Source organism: Micromonospora xinjiangensis (assembly GCF_056150165.1).
In genome coordinates, this window is the sequence record NZ_JAXCFO010000002.1 from 371,455 (window position 1) to 387,319 (window position 15,865).

Annotated in this window: 13 protein-coding genes; 4 read left to right on the forward strand and 9 right to left on the reverse strand. The window is 71.8% G+C overall.

Features of this window, described 5'->3' with window-relative positions:
* The first annotated feature begins 23 nt into the window (after positions 1-23).
* Positions 24-239 (forward strand): FmdB family zinc ribbon protein, encoded by a 216-nt coding sequence (locus SM573_RS08560; protein ID WP_474611167.1) that lies wholly within the window; start codon positions 24-26, stop codon positions 237-239.
* A 222-nt stretch (positions 240-461) separates the two neighbouring features.
* The gene (locus SM573_RS08565) at positions 462-3,308 is read left to right on the forward strand and encodes an ATP-binding protein (protein ID WP_474611166.1); all 2,847 of its coding nucleotides are present in this window, start codon (positions 462-464) and stop codon (positions 3,306-3,308) included.
* A 128-nt stretch (positions 3,309-3,436) separates the two neighbouring features.
* Here SM573_RS08565 and SM573_RS08570 read toward each other — a convergent pair whose 3' ends face one another.
* On the reverse strand, positions 3,437-3,979 hold the full coding sequence (locus SM573_RS08570) for a phospholipase (protein ID WP_474611165.1): 543 nt from the start codon (positions 3,977-3,979) through the stop codon (positions 3,437-3,439).
* A 176-nt stretch (positions 3,980-4,155) separates the two neighbouring features.
* Entirely contained in the window at positions 4,156-5,820 is a 1,665-nt protein-coding gene (locus SM573_RS08575) for a glycoside hydrolase family 10-like protein (RefSeq protein WP_474615867.1), read from the reverse strand.
* Positions 5,821-6,128: 308 nt separating this feature from the next.
* Between SM573_RS08575 and SM573_RS08580 the strand changes: the two genes are divergently transcribed.
* On the forward strand, positions 6,129-7,616 hold the full coding sequence (locus tag SM573_RS08580) for an amino acid permease (RefSeq protein ID WP_474615868.1): 1,488 nt from the start codon (positions 6,129-6,131) through the stop codon (positions 7,614-7,616).
* Positions 7,617-7,710: 94 nt separating this feature from the next.
* Here SM573_RS08580 and SM573_RS08585 read toward each other — a convergent pair whose 3' ends face one another.
* The 5 genes from SM573_RS08585 to arfA are packed head-to-tail and all read right to left on the reverse strand — an operon-like array spanning position 7,711 to position 13,447.
* Positions 7,711-8,733, reverse strand: a complete 1,023-nt coding sequence (locus SM573_RS08585) for a glycoside hydrolase family 43 protein (RefSeq protein ID WP_474615869.1) — start codon at positions 8,731-8,733, stop codon at positions 7,711-7,713.
* Positions 8,730-9,581 (reverse strand): carbohydrate ABC transporter permease, encoded by an 852-nt coding sequence (locus tag SM573_RS08590; RefSeq protein ID WP_474615870.1) that lies wholly within the window; start codon positions 9,579-9,581, stop codon positions 8,730-8,732. Before SM573_RS08590 ends, SM573_RS08585 begins: the two co-directional genes overlap by 4 nt.
* 10 nt (positions 9,582-9,591) lie before the next feature.
* Positions 9,592-10,557, reverse strand: a complete 966-nt coding sequence (locus SM573_RS08595) for a carbohydrate ABC transporter permease (RefSeq protein WP_474611160.1) — start codon at positions 10,555-10,557, stop codon at positions 9,592-9,594.
* A 6-nt stretch (positions 10,558-10,563) separates the two neighbouring features.
* Entirely contained in the window at positions 10,564-11,895 is a 1,332-nt protein-coding gene (locus SM573_RS08600) for an ABC transporter substrate-binding protein (protein ID WP_474611159.1), read from the reverse strand.
* Between the two features lie 40 nt (positions 11,896-11,935).
* Complete coding sequence (gene arfA, locus SM573_RS08605; protein WP_474611158.1) at positions 11,936-13,447, reverse strand: arabinosylfuranosidase ArfA; 1,512 nt, start codon at positions 13,445-13,447, stop codon at positions 11,936-11,938.
* Positions 13,448-13,591: 144 nt separating this feature from the next.
* Here arfA and SM573_RS08610 point away from each other — a divergent pair, with 144 nt between their 5' ends.
* Positions 13,592-14,599 carry a LacI family DNA-binding transcriptional regulator gene (locus SM573_RS08610; protein ID WP_474611157.1) on the forward strand — a complete coding sequence of 336 codons (1,008 nt, stop codon included), beginning with the start codon at positions 13,592-13,594 and terminating at the stop codon, positions 14,597-14,599.
* A gap of 104 nt (positions 14,600-14,703) precedes the next feature.
* Here SM573_RS08610 and SM573_RS08615 read toward each other — a convergent pair whose 3' ends face one another.
* Complete coding sequence (locus SM573_RS08615) at positions 14,704-15,429, reverse strand: methyltransferase domain-containing protein (RefSeq protein WP_474611156.1); 726 nt, start codon at positions 15,427-15,429, stop codon at positions 14,704-14,706.
* A gap of 80 nt (positions 15,430-15,509) precedes the next feature.
* Positions 15,510-15,830, reverse strand: a complete 321-nt coding sequence (locus SM573_RS08620) for a hypothetical protein (RefSeq protein ID WP_474611155.1) — start codon at positions 15,828-15,830, stop codon at positions 15,510-15,512.
* Between the last annotated feature and the right edge of the window lie 35 nt (positions 15,831-15,865).

Sequence of the window (15,865 nt, forward strand, 5' to 3'; positions counted from 1 at the left end):
AGGCCCGGACGTACCCTGATGCCATGCCCCGGTACGAGTTCCGCTGCCGCGCCTGCGGCGAAACCTTCGAGGTCAACCGTCCGATGGTCCAGGCCGGTGAGCCGGCCGCCTGCCCGCAGGGCCACGTCGACACGGTGAAGCTTCTCTCCACCGTCGCGGTCACCGGCCGCGGTGGCGGTTCCGCCGCCGGGGCCCCGGCGTCCGCCGGTGGTTGCTGCGGCGGCGCGTGCGGCTGCTGACGCAGCGGGTTCGGCTCGGCGCGCGACGAGCCGGTCAGGTGGACGATGGTGCCCGCGCGGTCCGGTGAGGATCGGCCGGCGACCGACCGAGCGGGGGCCCGACCTTGCCCCGGGCGAGGCCGAGTGGCACTTTGAGTCCGAGCCCGGCCGGCCGTTCTCACGATGCGTGACCGCTCGGCTTCGGGCAGCATGAACCCGACGTCACGGGCGGAGGTTCGACGCATGGCGGCACGGATCCAGCTCCCGACTGGGTGGGTGACCTTCGTGTTCACCGACATCGAGGGCTCGACCCGGCTGGCCCAGCTGCTCGGTCCGGACTACCGCCCGGTCCTGCGCGAGCACCGCCGACTGCTGCGCCGCACGTTGGCCGGCACCGGCGGCGCGGAGCTGCTGACCGAGGGCGACTCGTTCTTCCTGGCCTTCGCCGACGCGGCCGCCGCGCTGACCGCCTGCCTGACCGCCCAGCGGGCGCTGACCAGCCACGAGTGGCCCACCCCGGAGGCCGCGCCACGGGTGCGGATGGGCCTGCACACCGGCTACGCCGAACCGCGCGACGGCGAGTACGCGAGCCCCGAGGTGCACCGGGCGGCCCGGATCGCCGCCGCCGCGCACGGCGGGCAGGTGCTCTGCTCGGAGTCCACGGCTCGCCGCGCCGATCCGCTGCCCACGGGTGCTTCCCTGCTCGACCTCGGGCTGCACCGGCTGCGTGGCTTCGACGACCGGGAACGCCTGTTCCAGCTCGTCGCTCCCGGCCTGGAGCGGCAGTTCCCCCGGCCGCGTACCGCCGACGCGGTGGCGCACAACCTGCCCACCCAGGTCACCTCGTTCATCGGCCGCGAGCGGGAACGCGCCGAGCTGCGCCGGCTGGTGGAGGAGCACCGGCTGGTCACGGTGCTCGGCGCGGGCGGCGCGGGCAAGACCCGGCTGGCCGTCGAGCTGGCCTCCGGTGTGGTCGAGGCCCACCCGGACGGGGTGTGGTTCGTCGACATCGCCGCGGTCACCGACCCGGGGCTCGTGGCGTTCGAGATCGCCGCCGTGCTCGGGCTGCGCCCGGAGCCGGGCCGTCCCATGGTGGACACCCTGGTGGAGTACGCCGCCGCCCGTCGCATGCTGGTGCTGCTGGACACCTGCGACGCCCAGCCGGCCGCCTGCGCGGAGGTGATCTCCCGGCTGCTCGCCGGTGGTCGGGGGGTGCGGGTGCTGGCCACGAGCCGTGAGTCGTTCGGGGTGCCCGGCGAGGTGGTGTGGCGTATCCCGCCGCTCTCGGTGGAGCCCTCGGACGACGGCGCGGAGAGCGACGCGGTGGCCCTGCTGCTGGACCGGACGGCGGCGGCGCGCGGCGGCCGGGCGCCGGACCCGGCCGAGTCGGCCGACCTTCGCCGCGTCGTGCAGCGGCTGGACGGTCTGCCGCTCGCCATCGAGCTGGCCGCGGCGCGGCTGCGGGTGCTCTCCGTGGGGCAGCTCGCCGAGCGGCTGGACGACGTGCTCGGCACCCTGGACGCCGGGCGGGAGGACCCGGAGCCACCGCCCGTGGACCGCGGTTGGATGGGAAACCAGCAGGACACCGTGGACCTGGTGGCGGCCGCCGCCGGGGCGTCGCCGCCGACGCCGGCGACCCGGGCCGTGCAGCGCTCGGCCACCGAGCGGCACCTCACCATGCAGGCCACCGTCACCTGGTCGTACCGGACCCTCGGGCCGCGCGCCGCCCGGCTGCTGCGGTGGCTGGCCGTCTTCGCCGGCCCGGTCGACCTGGCGACGGTGGAGTGGCTCCTCGGCGACGACCCGCTGGACCCGCTCTCCGTGCTCGTGGACAAGTCGATGGTGCTGGCCGAGCCGCACGCCTCGGGGAGCACCTACCGGATGCTCGACCCCATCCGCGCGTACGCGGCGCGGCGGCTCGCCGAGGCCGGTGAGGAGGAGGCCGCCCGGGACCGGCACGTGGCCTGGTCGGCGCACGCCCTGGAGCAGGCGCACCTCGGCCCGGACGGTCGCCCGGTCACGCTCTCCCTGTACGCGCTGGACCCGCTCGCCGGTGAGCTGCGCGCCGCGCTGCGCTGGTGCGCCACCGGCGGCAGCGCCGCGGCGGGCCTGCGGCTCGCGGGTGGCCTGGACCAGTGGTGGCGCGAGCGTGGGCTCGCCCGGGAGGGGCGGCTCTGGCTCTTCCGGCTCTACGGGCGGATCGCCGAGACCGGTGAACGGATCCCGGAGGCGGAGCTGGCGGCGGCGTACCACATGCACTCGTTGCACGCGGGGGCGGACGGCGAGTTCGCCGAGGAGCTGCGGTACTCGCAGCGGGCCGAGGCGGCCGCCCGGCAGGCGGGCGACGCCGGCCTGCTCGCCCGGGTGTTGGCCGGCCGCGCCGCGCCGCTCGTCGACATGGGACAGTTCGTCGAGGCCGAGCGGGTGTGCCGGGAGGTCATCGACTGGGCGCAGAGTCAGGACGTGCTCGGTGACGCGCTGCTCGCCGTCTACAGCCTGGCCGAGCTGCTCTGGCGGCGCGGTGCGTTGGACGAGGCGGCGGAGCTGCTCGGGGCGGCCCGTCCGGTCGAGGCGGCCCGTCCCCTGGAGCGGGGGCGGCGCTCGGTGGACATGCTGCTGGGCATGGTCGCGCTGGCCCGCGGCGACCTGGTCGCGGCCCACGAGCACCTGCTGGTCGCGCTGCGTTCGCGGATGAGCCACGGCTTCCACGGCCGGGCCTGCGACACGTTGAACGCGATCGCGGTGCGCTGCGCGGCCGGGGGAGATCTCCCGCTCGCGGCCCGGCTCTTCGGCGCCGCCCAGGCGACGGGGGCCGACCTGCGCTGCGCGTCCGGCATCTACGGGGCGTACTGGGCCGAGCGGCAGGCGGAGCTGCGCGAGCGGCTGGGCGACGCGGCGTTCGACGACGCGTACGGCGAGGGAGCGGAGCTGGGCCTGGAGGAGGCCGCCGCGCTGGCGCTGGACGTCGAGCACCCCGACCTGGCCGCCGACTCGACCCGCTTCCGGACGGCGGTGCCCCGGCCCGCGCCTCGCCAGGCCGGCGCGGCGGAGCCGGACCGTCGGCCGGCGGGCCGCACCGAGCGGGCCTGACGGGCGGGACGGCGGCCCCGACGGGCGGGGCGGCCGCGGCGAGCGGGCCTGACGGCGCGGGGCGTGGTGGACGAAGGGGGTGGGTCCGCGCCCCCCGGTCCTGGCGGTGACGCGGGCCCGGTGTCGGGTCAGGCGCGCAGGCCGGCCCGTCGCTCGGCGTCGGCCTTCATCTTCGCGGCGCGTTCGATGTCGGCCGGGTTCACGGCCGCCACGGAACCGAAGATGCTCACCGCCTGGTAGTAGGTCCAGGCCAGGCTGAGGCAGGCGGGCCGGACGACCGCGTTGTACGTGGCGCAGACCCGCTTCAGGTCCTCGTAGAAGGCGCTGTCCAGCCGGGACTTGTTGCTCGGGAACTGGCCCATCGCCTTGTAGTTGCGGTAGCCGAAGTCGTGCCGGTAGCAGGACAGCTCGAACGTGAACCCGAGCGGGTTGTCGGGGCTCGACGAGCAGTAGTCGGTGGACCAGTCGAAGGCGTACTCGGACCACGCGGCCTTGTTCAGCCGCGCGGAGTTCCATGCGTTGTAGCTGCTGGCGCTGGTCTGCGTCCAGCTGGACATGACCGAGAGCTTCTGCGCCGGGGTGACGGCGGCGCTGGCGGGGGAGGCGGCTCCCAGCGCGACGAGCAGCGCGAACGCGCCCGAGGCGAGGAGGGTGGCGAGACGTCTGGTCACTGGTACCTCCGCAGGGGGTGTGCGGGTGTTTGTTACCGGCGGGTTACCGGATGCAGATCAGTCTCGATCAATGGATGGACGCGGATCTTGCGCCGAGGCCCACTATTGATGACATTCGTCGAAACAGACGAATGCCCCGGGCGCGCGGGGCGCCCGGGGCATTCGCTGGGTGCGGATCAGCGCAGCACGAAGGCCGGCGGGCTGGCCGGGCTCTCGTTGGCCAGCCGGTCGAGCGCGGTCACGTAGTACGTGTACCGCTTGCCGGGCTCGGCGGTGGTGTCCACCCAGGACTGCGTGCCGCCGCTGGTGGCCCGGACGGTGTCGACGAGGTGCGCCGCGTCGGCGAGGTCGCACGTGCCGGCGAGCCGGACGCCGTCCAGCCGGTAGATCGCGTACGAGGTGGCGGTGCCGAGGGGGCCCACCCCGTCGGCGGGCTGCCGCCAGTTCAGCCGTACGCCGTCGTCCTGCCGGACCGACCGGGTGACCACCGGCATCAGCAGCGGCTTGGACGGCAGGTGCGACATGGTCGGGACCAGCGCCGGGCGGGAGTAGTGCTCGGCGGCGTAGATGTCGGTGGCGCCGAGCCGGTTCGCCCGCACCTGCACCGCGGAGAAGTGCACGTTGCCCTGGACCTCCGGGTGGGACCGGTTGAGGGTCAGGTGGTCCGACAGCTCCCGCGGGTTCATCCAGAACGTCCCGTACGCCGGGTCACCGCTCTTGTAGTCGGCCTGCCCGATGTAGAGCTGCACGCGGGTGCCCCGCACGGTCTCGGCCCACCACGGCACCAGCCGCGCGTAGTCCGCCGCCGGGTACTGCCCGATGTACCAGTAGAGCTGCGGGACGATGTAGTCGATCCACTCCTCCTTGACCCACTTGCGGGTGTCGGCGGAGATGATGTCGTACGACTGGCTGCCCGTGGTGTCCGAACCGAGCGGGTCGGCGGACTTGTTCCGCCAGATACCGAACGGGCTCACGCCGAACTTGACCCACGGCTTGACCGCCTTGATCTTGGCGTTCATCTCCTGAACGAGCAGGTTGATGTTGTCCCGCCGCCAGTCGGCCCGGTCGGTGAAGCCCCGGTTGTACGCCGCGAACGTGGCGTCGTCCGGCACCTGGTGGGTGCCGCTCGGGTACGGGTAGAAGTAGTCGTCGAAGTGCACGCCGTCGATGTCGTACCGCTTGACGGCGTCCATCATGGCGGTCTGGACGAACTCGCGGACCTCGGGGATGCCGGGGTTGTAGTAGAGCCGGCTGCCGGCCACCCCGGCCGGCGGGTACGCGAAGGTCCAGTCCGGGTGCTGGCGGGCCGGGTGGCCGGGGGCGAGCTTGTCGATGTCGGCCCCGGCGCCGCCGGGCGCGGGCATGGAGACCCGGAACGGGTTGAACCAGGCGTGGAACTCGAGGTTGCGCTTGTGCGACTCCGCGACGAGGAAGGCCAGCGGGTCCCAGCCCGGGTCCTGGCCCCGGACGCCGGTCAGGTACTCCGACCAGGGCTCGTACGGCGACGGCCAGAACGCGTCGGCGGTGGGCCGCACCTGGACGACGACGGCGTTGTGGTGGAGCCGCTCGGCCAGGTCGAGCCACTCCAGGTACTCGGCCTTCTGGCGGGCGACCTGGTCGGGGGCGGTCTTCGAGGCGGTGCTGGGCCAGTCGATGTTGGTGACGGACGCGATCCACATGGCCCGGAACTGCCGCTTGGGGGTGGCCGGGTCCGTGGTGCAGCTCGCGGTGCCGGTGGTGCTGCTCGTCGCGTCGGGCGCGGCGGTCGCGGGCGTGGCGGCGACGAGTGCGCCGAGCAGCGCCGCCGCCAGCCCGGCCGCGCCGAGCCGAGTTGCCTTCATGGGTGTGTCCCTTCGTTGGGGCTCCCGTGCGGGTTTCTCGCGGTGCCTCGGCAACATTCGCCGTCGGCTATGTGCCGCTGGAAGGAAATTTTCATACCCCGCGCCGCTGCGCAAGAGTCTGCGCAGGATATGTCCGTCCGACCGATGCCCGACGCCTCGTCACGTTCCTCCCCCGGGCGGGGACGGCAGCCATCGGCGATGCCCCGAATGGCGCAGAGCGTGGTGATTGGCGGTGATGCGCCGTGGGTAGCAGAGCCGGTCACCGGCCGCCGTGGTGGCGGCCCGCGTGGCGAGAGGGGTGAACGCCCGTGTCCGTGCTGCGTACGAAGCCGATCAAGGACGTGCTCGCACAGAGCGAGGCGGACGGGGACGACGGCCGGCCCGGCCTGAAGAGACGGCTGGGAGCGGTTGATCTGACCGGTTTCGGCATCGGAATCGTGATCGGCACCGGCATCTTCACGCTGACCGGGATCGAGGCACGGGACAGCGCCGGGCCCGGTGTGGTGATCTCCTTCGCGATCGCCGGGGTGGTCGCCCTGCTCGCCGCGCTCTGCTACGCCGAGCTGGCCTCCAGCGTCCCGACGGCCGGCAGCGCCTACACCTACGCGTACGCCACGATGGGCGAGATCGTGGCTTGGATCATCGGCTGGGACCTGCTGCTGGAGTTCGCCCTCGGCGCGGCGGTGGTGGCCCGGGGCTGGTCCGGCTACCTGGCCGAACTCCTCCACCTGCCGACGACCTGGTTCGGCGAGGAGGGGAGCGTGGTCAACATCGGGGCGATCGTGATCGTGCTGGTCCTCGGCGCGATCGGCATCGTCGGCATCCGCGAGTCCGCCCGGGTCACCAACCTGCTCGTGGTGGTGAAGGTGGCGATCTGCGTGTTCGTGGTGGTCCTCGGGCTCTTCTTCGTGAAGGCGGCCAACCTCACCCCGTTCATCCCGCCGGCCGAGCCCGCCTCCGGCGGCGAGGACGGCATCCGCCAGCCGCTCACCCAGGCCATCTTCGGCCTGGAGCCCTCGGTCTTCGGGTTCGTGGGCGTGCTCAGCGCCGCCGCCGTGGTGTTCTTCGCGTACACCGGCTTCGAGGCGGTGGCCAACCTCGGCGAGGAGACGCGCAAGCCCCGGCGGGACCTGCCGCTCGGGCTGCTCGGCACGCTGCTGATCTCCACGGTGCTCTACATCGGCGTCTCGCTCGTGGTCGTCGGCATGGTGCCGTACACCGAGATCGACCGGGGTGCGCCCATCGCGGCCGCCTTCTCCTCGGTCGGCGCCGGCTGGGCCGCGACGCTCGTCTCCATCGCCGCGATCGCGGGCCTGACCAGCGTGATCCTGGTCGACCTGGTGGCCATGGGGCGGATCGGCTTCGCCATGTCCCGGGACGGGCTGATCCCGCCGTCGATCGCCGCCGTGCACCCGCGCTGGGGCACCCCGTACCGGATCTCGGCGATCATGACGGTCGGGGTCGCGCTGCTGGCCGGCCTGCTGCCGCTCTCCGCCCTGGCCGACCTGGTGAGCATCGGCGCGCTCTGCGCGTTCGTCCTGGTCTCGGTGGCGGTGCCGATCCTGCGCCGTACCCGGCCGGAGCTGGAGCGGCCGTTCCGGGTGCCGTTCTCCCCGGTGTTGCCGATCGTTTCGGCGCTGGCCTGCTTCTACCTGATGCTCAACCTCTCGGTCGAGACCTGGCTGCGGTTCCTGGCCTGGATGCTGCTCGGCGCGCTCATTTACTTCGGCTACGGCCACCGGCGCAACCGGCTCGCCACCGGTGCGGCGCTCCCGCAACCGCGCCAGCCCGGCTGAGCCGGCGGCCGGCGCGTGGTGCCGGCCCCTCGGGTCGGCGCGCGGACCACGAGGAAGGGCCCCGGTCGGTCGACCGGGGCCCTTCCGTGCGGCTTCAGGGGCGTGGCTGCGGGGTCGCCGTCGGCCCCTTCACGACGGGCTTGCCGTCGGACCAGACCACCTCGTCGAGCCAGGTCTGTCGACCCGGGTCGACGCTGCCCTCCTGCCCGGGCGGCCAGGCGTGGTAGAGCAGCCAGGTGCGGCCGTCCTTCACCACCATCGAGGCGTGCCCCGGCCCGGACGCCACCTCGTTCGTCTTCAGGACCGGGTTCTCCGGGGCCTTCACGCAGGGGCCGCTCGGCGACTCACAGATCGCGTACCCCTCGGCGTACTCGGCCCGGTCGTACGCGTTCGCCGCGAAGAAGAGGTACAGCTTCCCGTCCTGCCGGTGCAGGAACGGCCCCTCGATGAGGGTGCCCTCCCACGGCTCGGTCTGCTTGAGCAGCTTCGTCGGCTCGCCGACCAGGCTCGACCCGTCCGGCGAGAGCCGCTGCGACCAGATCCAGGTGTCCACGCCGATCGCGTTGCCGTCGTTCTTCCACAGCAGCCAGAGGCTGCCGTCGGTGTCCCGGAACGGGCTCGCGTCGATCGCCCCGCCGATCTCGGCCTGGCAGATCAGCGGCCCGTCGGAGTCGTCCCGGTACGGGCCCTGCGGCGCGCTCGCCACCGCCCGGCCGACGCACTGCCGGCCCGACTCGCGGCCGGCGACGGTGTAGTAGAGCACGAACCGGTCCGGGGCGAGCTGGATCGCCTCCGGCGCCCAGGTCTTCCCGGGGTCGGCCCACTCCGGCAGCTCCGGCAGGGCGTCGCCGGCCGGGGTCCAGTCGACCAGGTCCGGCGAGGTGTGCACCGGGACGTTGCGGCCGCCGGCGTTGGTGTGGAACAGGTACCAGGTGTCGCCGACCCGGATGGCCTGCGGGTCGGGGGCGTCGGTCTTGATGACCGGGTTGGTGAACATGCGCGGGTCGCTCCCCGTACTCGTGGGTGTGGGTGCGTCGTCGTGGCCGCAGCCGGCGACGAGCAGTGCGGCGGCGATCGTCGCCGCCGCACCGGCCCGTCGGAGCCCGCCGGCCGTCATCCCTTCAGGCCGCTGCGGGAGACACCCTGGATGATGTGCCGCTGGGCGAGCACGAACAGGATCAGCACCGGCACGCTGGCCAGCACCGCACCCGCCATGATCACCGGGTAGTCGGTCACGTAGGAGCCCTGGAGCAGGCCCAGGCCGGGCGGCAGGGTCAGCTTCTCCGGGCTGAACAGCACGAAGATCGGCCACAGGAAGTCGTTCCAGTTGGTGAGGAACGACAGCACGGCCAGCGTCGCCAGCGCGGGCTTCGAGAGCGGCAGCACCACCCGGAAGAAGATCTGCCACTGGTTCGCCCCGTCCAGCACCGCGGCCTCCTCCAGCTCCGCGGGCAGGGAGAGGAAGAACTGCCGCAGGAAGAAGACACCGAACGCGCTCGCCGCGCCCGGCACCACCACCACGGCGAGGGTGTCGATCCAGTTCAGCGTGTCGACGATCAGGAAGTTCGGGATGATCAACGACGTCGGTGGGATGAAGAGCGTCCCGACGATCAGGGCGAAGCTCACCCCGCGGCCGCGGAACCGCATCCGGGCCAGGGCGTACGCCGCCATCGAGGCGGTCGTCAGCACCAGCAGCGAGTGCAGGACGGCCGCCAGCATGCTGTTGAGGAACCAGCGCAGCACCGGGTTGGCGGAGTTGTTGAGGATCTGCTCGTAGCCGTACCCGGAGGCCGGGTCGGGTAGCCAGGTCGGCGGGATCCGCTGGGCGCCGTCGTAGGTCTTCAGCGAGGTGATGACCATCCAGACGAGCGGGACGAGGAAGACCAGGGCCAGCGCCACGAGGATGGCGTAGAGCCCGACCCGGCGCAGCGTGTGCGAGGGGGCGGTGGACGTGGGCGTCGTCATGGCGGTCCCCTCAGTCTTCCCGGTAGCGGAAGAGGCGGAAGTTGGCGAGGCTCACCACGGCCAGCATCAGTGCGAAGACGATGCTCATCGCGGCGGCCCGGCCGGCGTCGTTGTTCCGCAGCCCCTGCTCGACGATGTACCAGACCACGGTGCGGGTCTCCGTGCCCGGCGCGCCCTGGGTGATCAGGAACGACTGACCGAACACGTTCGCCGAGGCGAGGATCGTGGTGGTCATGACGAAGAGCATCACCGGGCGCAGGCCGGGGAGCGTGACGTGCCGGAACCTCTCCCAGGCGGTCGCGCCGTCCACCCTCGCCGCCTCGTACAGCTCCGGGGAGATGTCCTGCAGACCGGCCAGGTAGATCACGGCGTTGAAGCCGGAGGTCCACCAGACGGTCACCCCGACCAGCGAGATCCAGGCCCACGGCACGTCGGTGACCCACGGCGTGTCCGCCGGCAGGCCCACCACGGCGAGCAGGCGGTTGACGAGACCGAGGTTGGCGTCGAGCAGGAACCGCCAGAGCAGGCCGATCACCGCGACGCCGAGCACGTACGGCGCGAAGTAGACCGCCCGGAAGAACGTCCGGCCCGGGAACGAGCGGTTCAGCAGCAGCGCCAGCCCCAGCGGGACCACCACCAGCAGCGGCACGGACAGGACCGTGAAGATCGCGGTGGCGCGGATGCTCTGCCACCAGTCCCCGTAGACCGCCGAGTCGCTGGAGAACAGCTCCTTGTAGTTGTCCAGCCCGACGAACGGCCGGTTCGGCAGCTGGAAGTCCCACTGGTGCACGCTCAGCCAGAGGCCGAGCAGGATGGGCAGCAGGCCGAACACCCCGAACAGGACCAGGTAGGGGGCGAGGAACAGATACGGCGTCGCCCGACCGGTCCGGTTCGCCGAGGTGCGTCGGCGGGCGGCACTGGCCGCCGGGGGCGGCGCGTCACCGCGCGCCGCCCCGACCTCGATCACGTCCGCCACGGAGAATCAGCTCCCGTACTTCTTGCGGTTGTCCTCGAGCTGCTTGTTGGCCTTGGCCACACCGTCGTCCAGCGCCTGCTTGGGCGACTTCTTGCCCAGAACGGCCTCGTTGAACGAGTTGTAGAAGGTCGTGAGGACCTCGCCCAGGCCCGGGGTGGCCGGCGGGAACGCCGCGTAGTCCAGCTCGGGGGCGAGGGCGCCCACCTCGGTCAGCGCCTTGAAGTCGGCGCCGTCGCGGACGCTCTTGCGGGCCGGCACCTGGCCGCCCTTGGCCCAGTCGAGCGAGTGCTCGCTGAGCCAGTTGATGAACACCTTCGACGCGGACACCTTGTTGGCGTTGTTGGCCCGCTGCTTCACGATCGTGAAGTTGTGCGAGTTGGCCCACACGGCCGGCTTGCTACCGATCTGCGGCAGCGGCGCCACGCCCCACTGGACGTCCGGGCTCTTCTTCAGGTCGTTGATCTGCCAGATCCCGTTGAACGTGAAGGCGTTCTTGCCGCTCTTCAGCGCCAGGTACTCGGCGTCCTGGCCGACGTTCGCGGGGGAGTGCCCCTGCTTGATCATGTCGACCATCCAGGTGCACGCCTCGACCGCCGGGTCGGCGTTGAAGGTGGCCTTGTTGACCTCGGCGTCGAAGAGGCTGCCGCCGAACTGGTAGACCAGCGAGTAGAACGACATGCCGCCGGTGAACTGGAACGGGCTGATCCAGAAGCCCTGCACGCCGGACTTCTTCAGCTCGGTGAGGGCGGCGGTGAAGTCGTCGCGGGTGGTCGGCGGCTTGTTGGGGTCGAGACCCGCCTTCTCCATGACCGACTTGTTGTAGTAGAAGCCCAGCGGGTGCATGTCGAGCGGGATGCCGTACCGCTTGTTGTTGTAGATGCCGCCCTTCCAGACCGTCGGGGCGAAGTCGCCCTCGGTCAGCCCCAGGGCGCTGGCCACGTCGTCCAGCTCGGTGATGACGCCCCGGGCGGCGAAGGTGGCCAGCTGGTCCATGTGCATGACCGCGATGTCCGGGCCGTTGCCGCTGGAGGCGGCGCTGGGGAGCTTGTTGTAGTAGTCCTCCCACTGGTACGTGGCCACCGACACCGCGATGTTCTGGTGCTCGGAGTTGAACTGGTTCACCAGCGTCTTGAAGATCTCACCGTCGCCGCCGGTGAACCCGTTCCAGAGCTTGAGGTCCACCTTCGGGCCGGTGTAGTCCTTGCCACCGTTGCCGGACGCCGCCGGACCGGACGAGTCGTCGCCGCCGCCACAGCCGGCCAGCGTCAGCGTGGCCGCGGCACCCAGCCCGAGGCCGAGGCCGAGGAGCCGCCGCCGGCTCATTTCGTTGTGGTTCATGCCGTATCTCTCCTTGGGGGACGGGATGAAGTGTGCCTGGTCAGAGCCGGTTTCCGAAGCGCAGCACGTTCCAGGAGACAGCCGGAAGGCGCACCGAGCACCGACCGCCGTCGAGGGTGGGGGTGTTCAGTTCCCGGGGCGTCACCTTGTCCGGTTCGGCCTCGGTGTTCGTCGCCTCCGGGTCGTCCCCGGCGGCGAGGCTCGTGTGTGAAGCGACGGACAGTCCGGACATACCGCGCAGGTCGAGCTGCAGGTCCAGGTCCGTCTCGCCGCGGTTGACCGCGAAGACCGTCAGCTCGCCGGTCTCCTCGTCGTGCACGGCCACGGTGTCCAGCACGGGGACGTCCCCGAACTTCTTCGTCTCGTACGTGGGCGAGACCGGCTCCGTGCGCAGGACCGTGCCGCGGGCGTACCGGGCGGTCAGCGCGAACGGGTGGAAGATGCTCTGCCGCCACGCCGGCCCGCCGTTGCGGGTGCGGATGGGGGCGATCACGTTCGCCAGCTGCGCCTGGCAGGCCACGCCGACCCGGTCCGCGTGCCGGAGCAGGGTGATCAGCAGGTCGCCGACCACCACGGCGTCGACGGCCGTGAAGTCGTCCTCGATCAGCGCCGGCGCCTCGACCCAGCCCCGTCGGTCGAGGTCGGCCTGGAGGCGCGACTCGTACCAGACGTTCCACTCGTCGAAGGAGATCTTGAGCTTCCGCTTGTGCCGCTGCTTGGCGGCGACGTGGTCGGCGGTGGCCACCACCTCGGAGATGAAGTTGTCCATGTCGACGGCGGAGGCCAGGATGCTCGCGCGGTCACCGTCGGACGGGTCGTAGTAGGTGTGCGCGGAGATGTAGTCGACGTGCTCGTAGGTGTGCTCGAGCACGGTCGCCTCCCAGGAGGCGAAGGTGGGCATCCGCCGGTTCGAGCTGCCGCAGGCGACCAGGCTGATGGTCGGGTCGATCATCTTCATGGCGCGGGCGGCCTCGGCGGCCAGCCGGCCGTACTCGTCCGCGGTCTTGTGCCCGACCTGCCAGGGGCCGTCGAGCTCGTTGCCGAGGCACCAGAGCCGTACGCCGAAGGGGTCCTCGGCGCCGTTCTTGCGCCGCAGGTCCGACAGGTGCGTGCCGCCCGGGTGGTTCGTGTACTCCAGGAGGTCGAGCGCCTCCTGCACGCCGCGGGTGCCGAGGTTCACCGCCATCATCGGCTCGACGCCGGCCTCGTCGGCCCAGCTCATGAACTCGTGCAGGCCGAAGGCGTTGGTCTCGATGGTCTTCCAGGCCAGGTCGAGCCGGCGCGGACGGTCGCCGACCGGGCCGACGCCGTCCTCCCAGCGGTAGCCGGAGACGAAGTTGCCGCCCGGGTAGCGGACCACCGAGACGCCCAGTTCCCGGGTCAGCTCCAGCACGTCGCGGCGCAGCCCACGGTCGTCGGCCTCGGGATGGCCAGGCTCGTAGATCCCGCCGTAGACGCACCGACCCATGTGCTCGACGAAGGAGCCGAAGAGTCGTCGGTCGGCCGGCCCGATCGCGAATGCGGGGTCGATCGTGAGCTTCGCGGTCCGCACGAATGTCACCTTTCGTCATTTCCGGTGCCGGGTGACCGTAGTCACCGCCCACCCGGTGTCCCTGGTTTCTACAACGTTGTAGTCAACGTTGTAAAGAGCTGGTGAAGAGGTAAAGTGCCGGGGGTTACTCGGGGAGGTGGTGGAGTGCGGCATAGGCTCAAGGACGTCGCCGAACGAGCCGGGGTGTCGGTGAAGACCGTCTCCAACGTCGTGAACGGCTACGCACACGTCCGGCCGGACACCCGCGCCCGTGTCGAGAAGGCGATCGCCGAGCTCAACTACCGACCCAACCTCTCGGCGCGCAACCTGCGCAAGGGCCGGACGGGGATCATCGCCCTGGCCGTGCCCGAGCTGGACATCCCCTACTTCGCCGAGCTGGCCCGGCACGTGGTCACCGCCGCCGCCGACCTGGGTTGGACGGTGCTGATCGACCAGACCGGCGGTCGCCGGGAGCAGGAGCGCGTCGTCGCCTCCGGGATCACCGAACACCTCATCGACGGGTTGATCTTCAGCCCGCTGGCCCTCACCACCGAAGACCTCGTCAACCTCGACGGCACGCCGATGGTGCTGCTCGGCGAGCGGGTCGACCCCGGTCCCGCCGACCACGTCATGATCGACAACGTGGCCGCGGCCCGGGAGATCACCACGCACCTCATCGGGCTCGGCCGCCGCCGCGTCGCGGCCATCGGCTCCCAGCGCACCCCCGAGGGGGCCAGCGCCCGGTTCAGGCTCGACGGTTACCGGAGCGCGCTGGAGGAGGCCGGCCTCGGCTACGACGAGAGCCTCGTCGCGCCCGCGCCGGTCTGGCACCGCGCGGACGGCGCGGCCGCCATGCGCAACCTGCTCTCGTCGGGCGTACGCCCCGACGCCGTCTTCTGCTTCAACGACACCCTGGCGCTCGGCGCTTTGCGCGCCCTGCACGAGGCGGGCCTGCGGGTGCCCGAGGACGTGGCGGTCGCCGGGTTCGACGGCATCGAGGACGGCCGGTTTTCGGTGCCGACGCTGACCACGATCGCCCCGGACAAGGAGCGGATCGCCCAGCTCGCGGTCGAGTTGCTCGCCGACCGCATCGACGGTGACCGTGCCGCCCCGGCCCGCGAACTCTCCGCCCCCTACCGCCTGGAACCCCGCGAGAGCACCCAGGGCCGCTGACCCGCCGCCCGGTCGCCCCGGGCTGTCCCGCGCGCTGATCCAGCAACCGCCGTACGGGTGACGCGAACCTCCCGAGCGACGGGAGCAGGCGGGAGCGGGACGGGTCAGTCGAAGAAGCGGGCCAGGTGGGAGTCGGTGGGTGGGCTGGCGTCGGACGGGACCGGGGTGAGGTCGGCGAAGATCGAGGCGCCGTCGCAGCCGGCGTGCAGCGGGTACCACCGCGGGGTGCCCGGCGGGCGCTGGAGACAGATTCCCTTGAACGTCTGCACGTCGAGCAGCCGGACGTGGGTCGGGTCGGCGACCGCGTTCACGTGCCCCCACCAGGGGCTCATCACGTGCAGCACACCGCCCGGCCGGAGCACCCGGTGGCACTCGTCGAGCAGCGGCAGGAAGTCGACGAGGTGCTCCAGGATGTGCACCGCGAAGAACACGTCCACCGAGTCGTCGGCCAGCGGCAGCGAGCCGGACAGGTCGGCGACGGCGTCCACCCCGGGCGCGGGGTAGATGTCCAGGCCCAGGTTGCCCTGCCACTGCTTGGTCGGCCCGCAGCCGAGGTCGACCACCACCGGATCGCGCCCGGCGACGCGCACCTTGCACCAGATGCCGAGCACGCCGGCCAGTCGCCCGATCCGGTCGCGAACGAGCCGGAGTTCGGAGGCGTCGGCGACCTCACCGGTCACGTGGGCGACCCCCCGGTCGAAGCGCACCTCGACGGCGAGGCCGCGCAGCCGGTCGTCGTGCGCCTTCTGGTCCGTCCACGCCTCGGCGAGGAAGCCGTCGATCGCCCGCAGCCGATCGGCCGACGGTGGGGTCTGTGCCAGCGCGACCATGTTCACCTCCGGCCGCCCGTTACCCGCATCCCCGTCCGATATGCCTGCCACCTGGGCGCCGAGCGAGGAAGCCCGGCCGGTCAGCCGTTGATCGTACGGCGCGGCCGACCGCCGCCCATCCGCATCCGCTGGCGCGGCGGGGGAGCGGCCGGCTTCGGCCGCTTGAGGTGGTAGCGGTGCAGCTCGTTGTTGCCGGGCAGCGACGGGTCCTCGCTCATCGCGACCAGCTCCCAGCCCTGGTCACCGGCCCGGTTCAGGTGGGCCAGCGCGGTGTCCCCGTACGGGGTGACGTCGACCATCGAGCCGTCCGGGCCGTACCAGACGAAGACGACCTCCCAGCCGAGGTCGTTCGTCGCGGCCTGACGCCGCCGGACGAGCAGCGCGTACTCCCACTTGAGCATGCGGTCATTCTCACCCGTCGCCGCGCCGTCGGCAC

Excerpts from the sequence above, each read along its gene's own strand:
- SM573_RS08560 (WP_474611167.1), top strand. The coding sequence starts at position 24 with ATGCCCCGGTACGAGTTCCGCTGCCGCGCCTGCGGCGAAACCTTCGAG.
- SM573_RS08565 (WP_474611166.1), top strand. The coding sequence starts at position 462 with ATGGCGGCACGGATCCAGCTCCCGACTGGGTGGGTGACCTTCGTGTTC.
- SM573_RS08575 (WP_474615867.1), bottom strand. The coding sequence starts at position 5,820 with ATGAAGGCAACTCGGCTCGGCGCGGCCGGGCTGGCGGCGGCGCTGCTC.
- SM573_RS08585 (WP_474615869.1), bottom strand. The coding sequence starts at position 8,733 with ATGACGGCCGGCGGGCTCCGACGGGCCGGTGCGGCGGCGACGATCGCC.
- SM573_RS08590 (WP_474615870.1), bottom strand. The coding sequence starts at position 9,581 with ATGACGACGCCCACGTCCACCGCCCCCTCGCACACGCTGCGCCGGGTC.
- SM573_RS08600 (WP_474611159.1), bottom strand. The coding sequence starts at position 11,895 with ATGAACCACAACGAAATGAGCCGGCGGCGGCTCCTCGGCCTCGGCCTC.
- SM573_RS08615 (WP_474611156.1), bottom strand. The coding sequence starts at position 15,429 with ATGGTCGCGCTGGCACAGACCCCACCGTCGGCCGATCGGCTGCGGGCG.
- SM573_RS08620 (WP_474611155.1), bottom strand. The coding sequence starts at position 15,830 with ATGCTCAAGTGGGAGTACGCGCTGCTCGTCCGGCGGCGTCAGGCCGCG.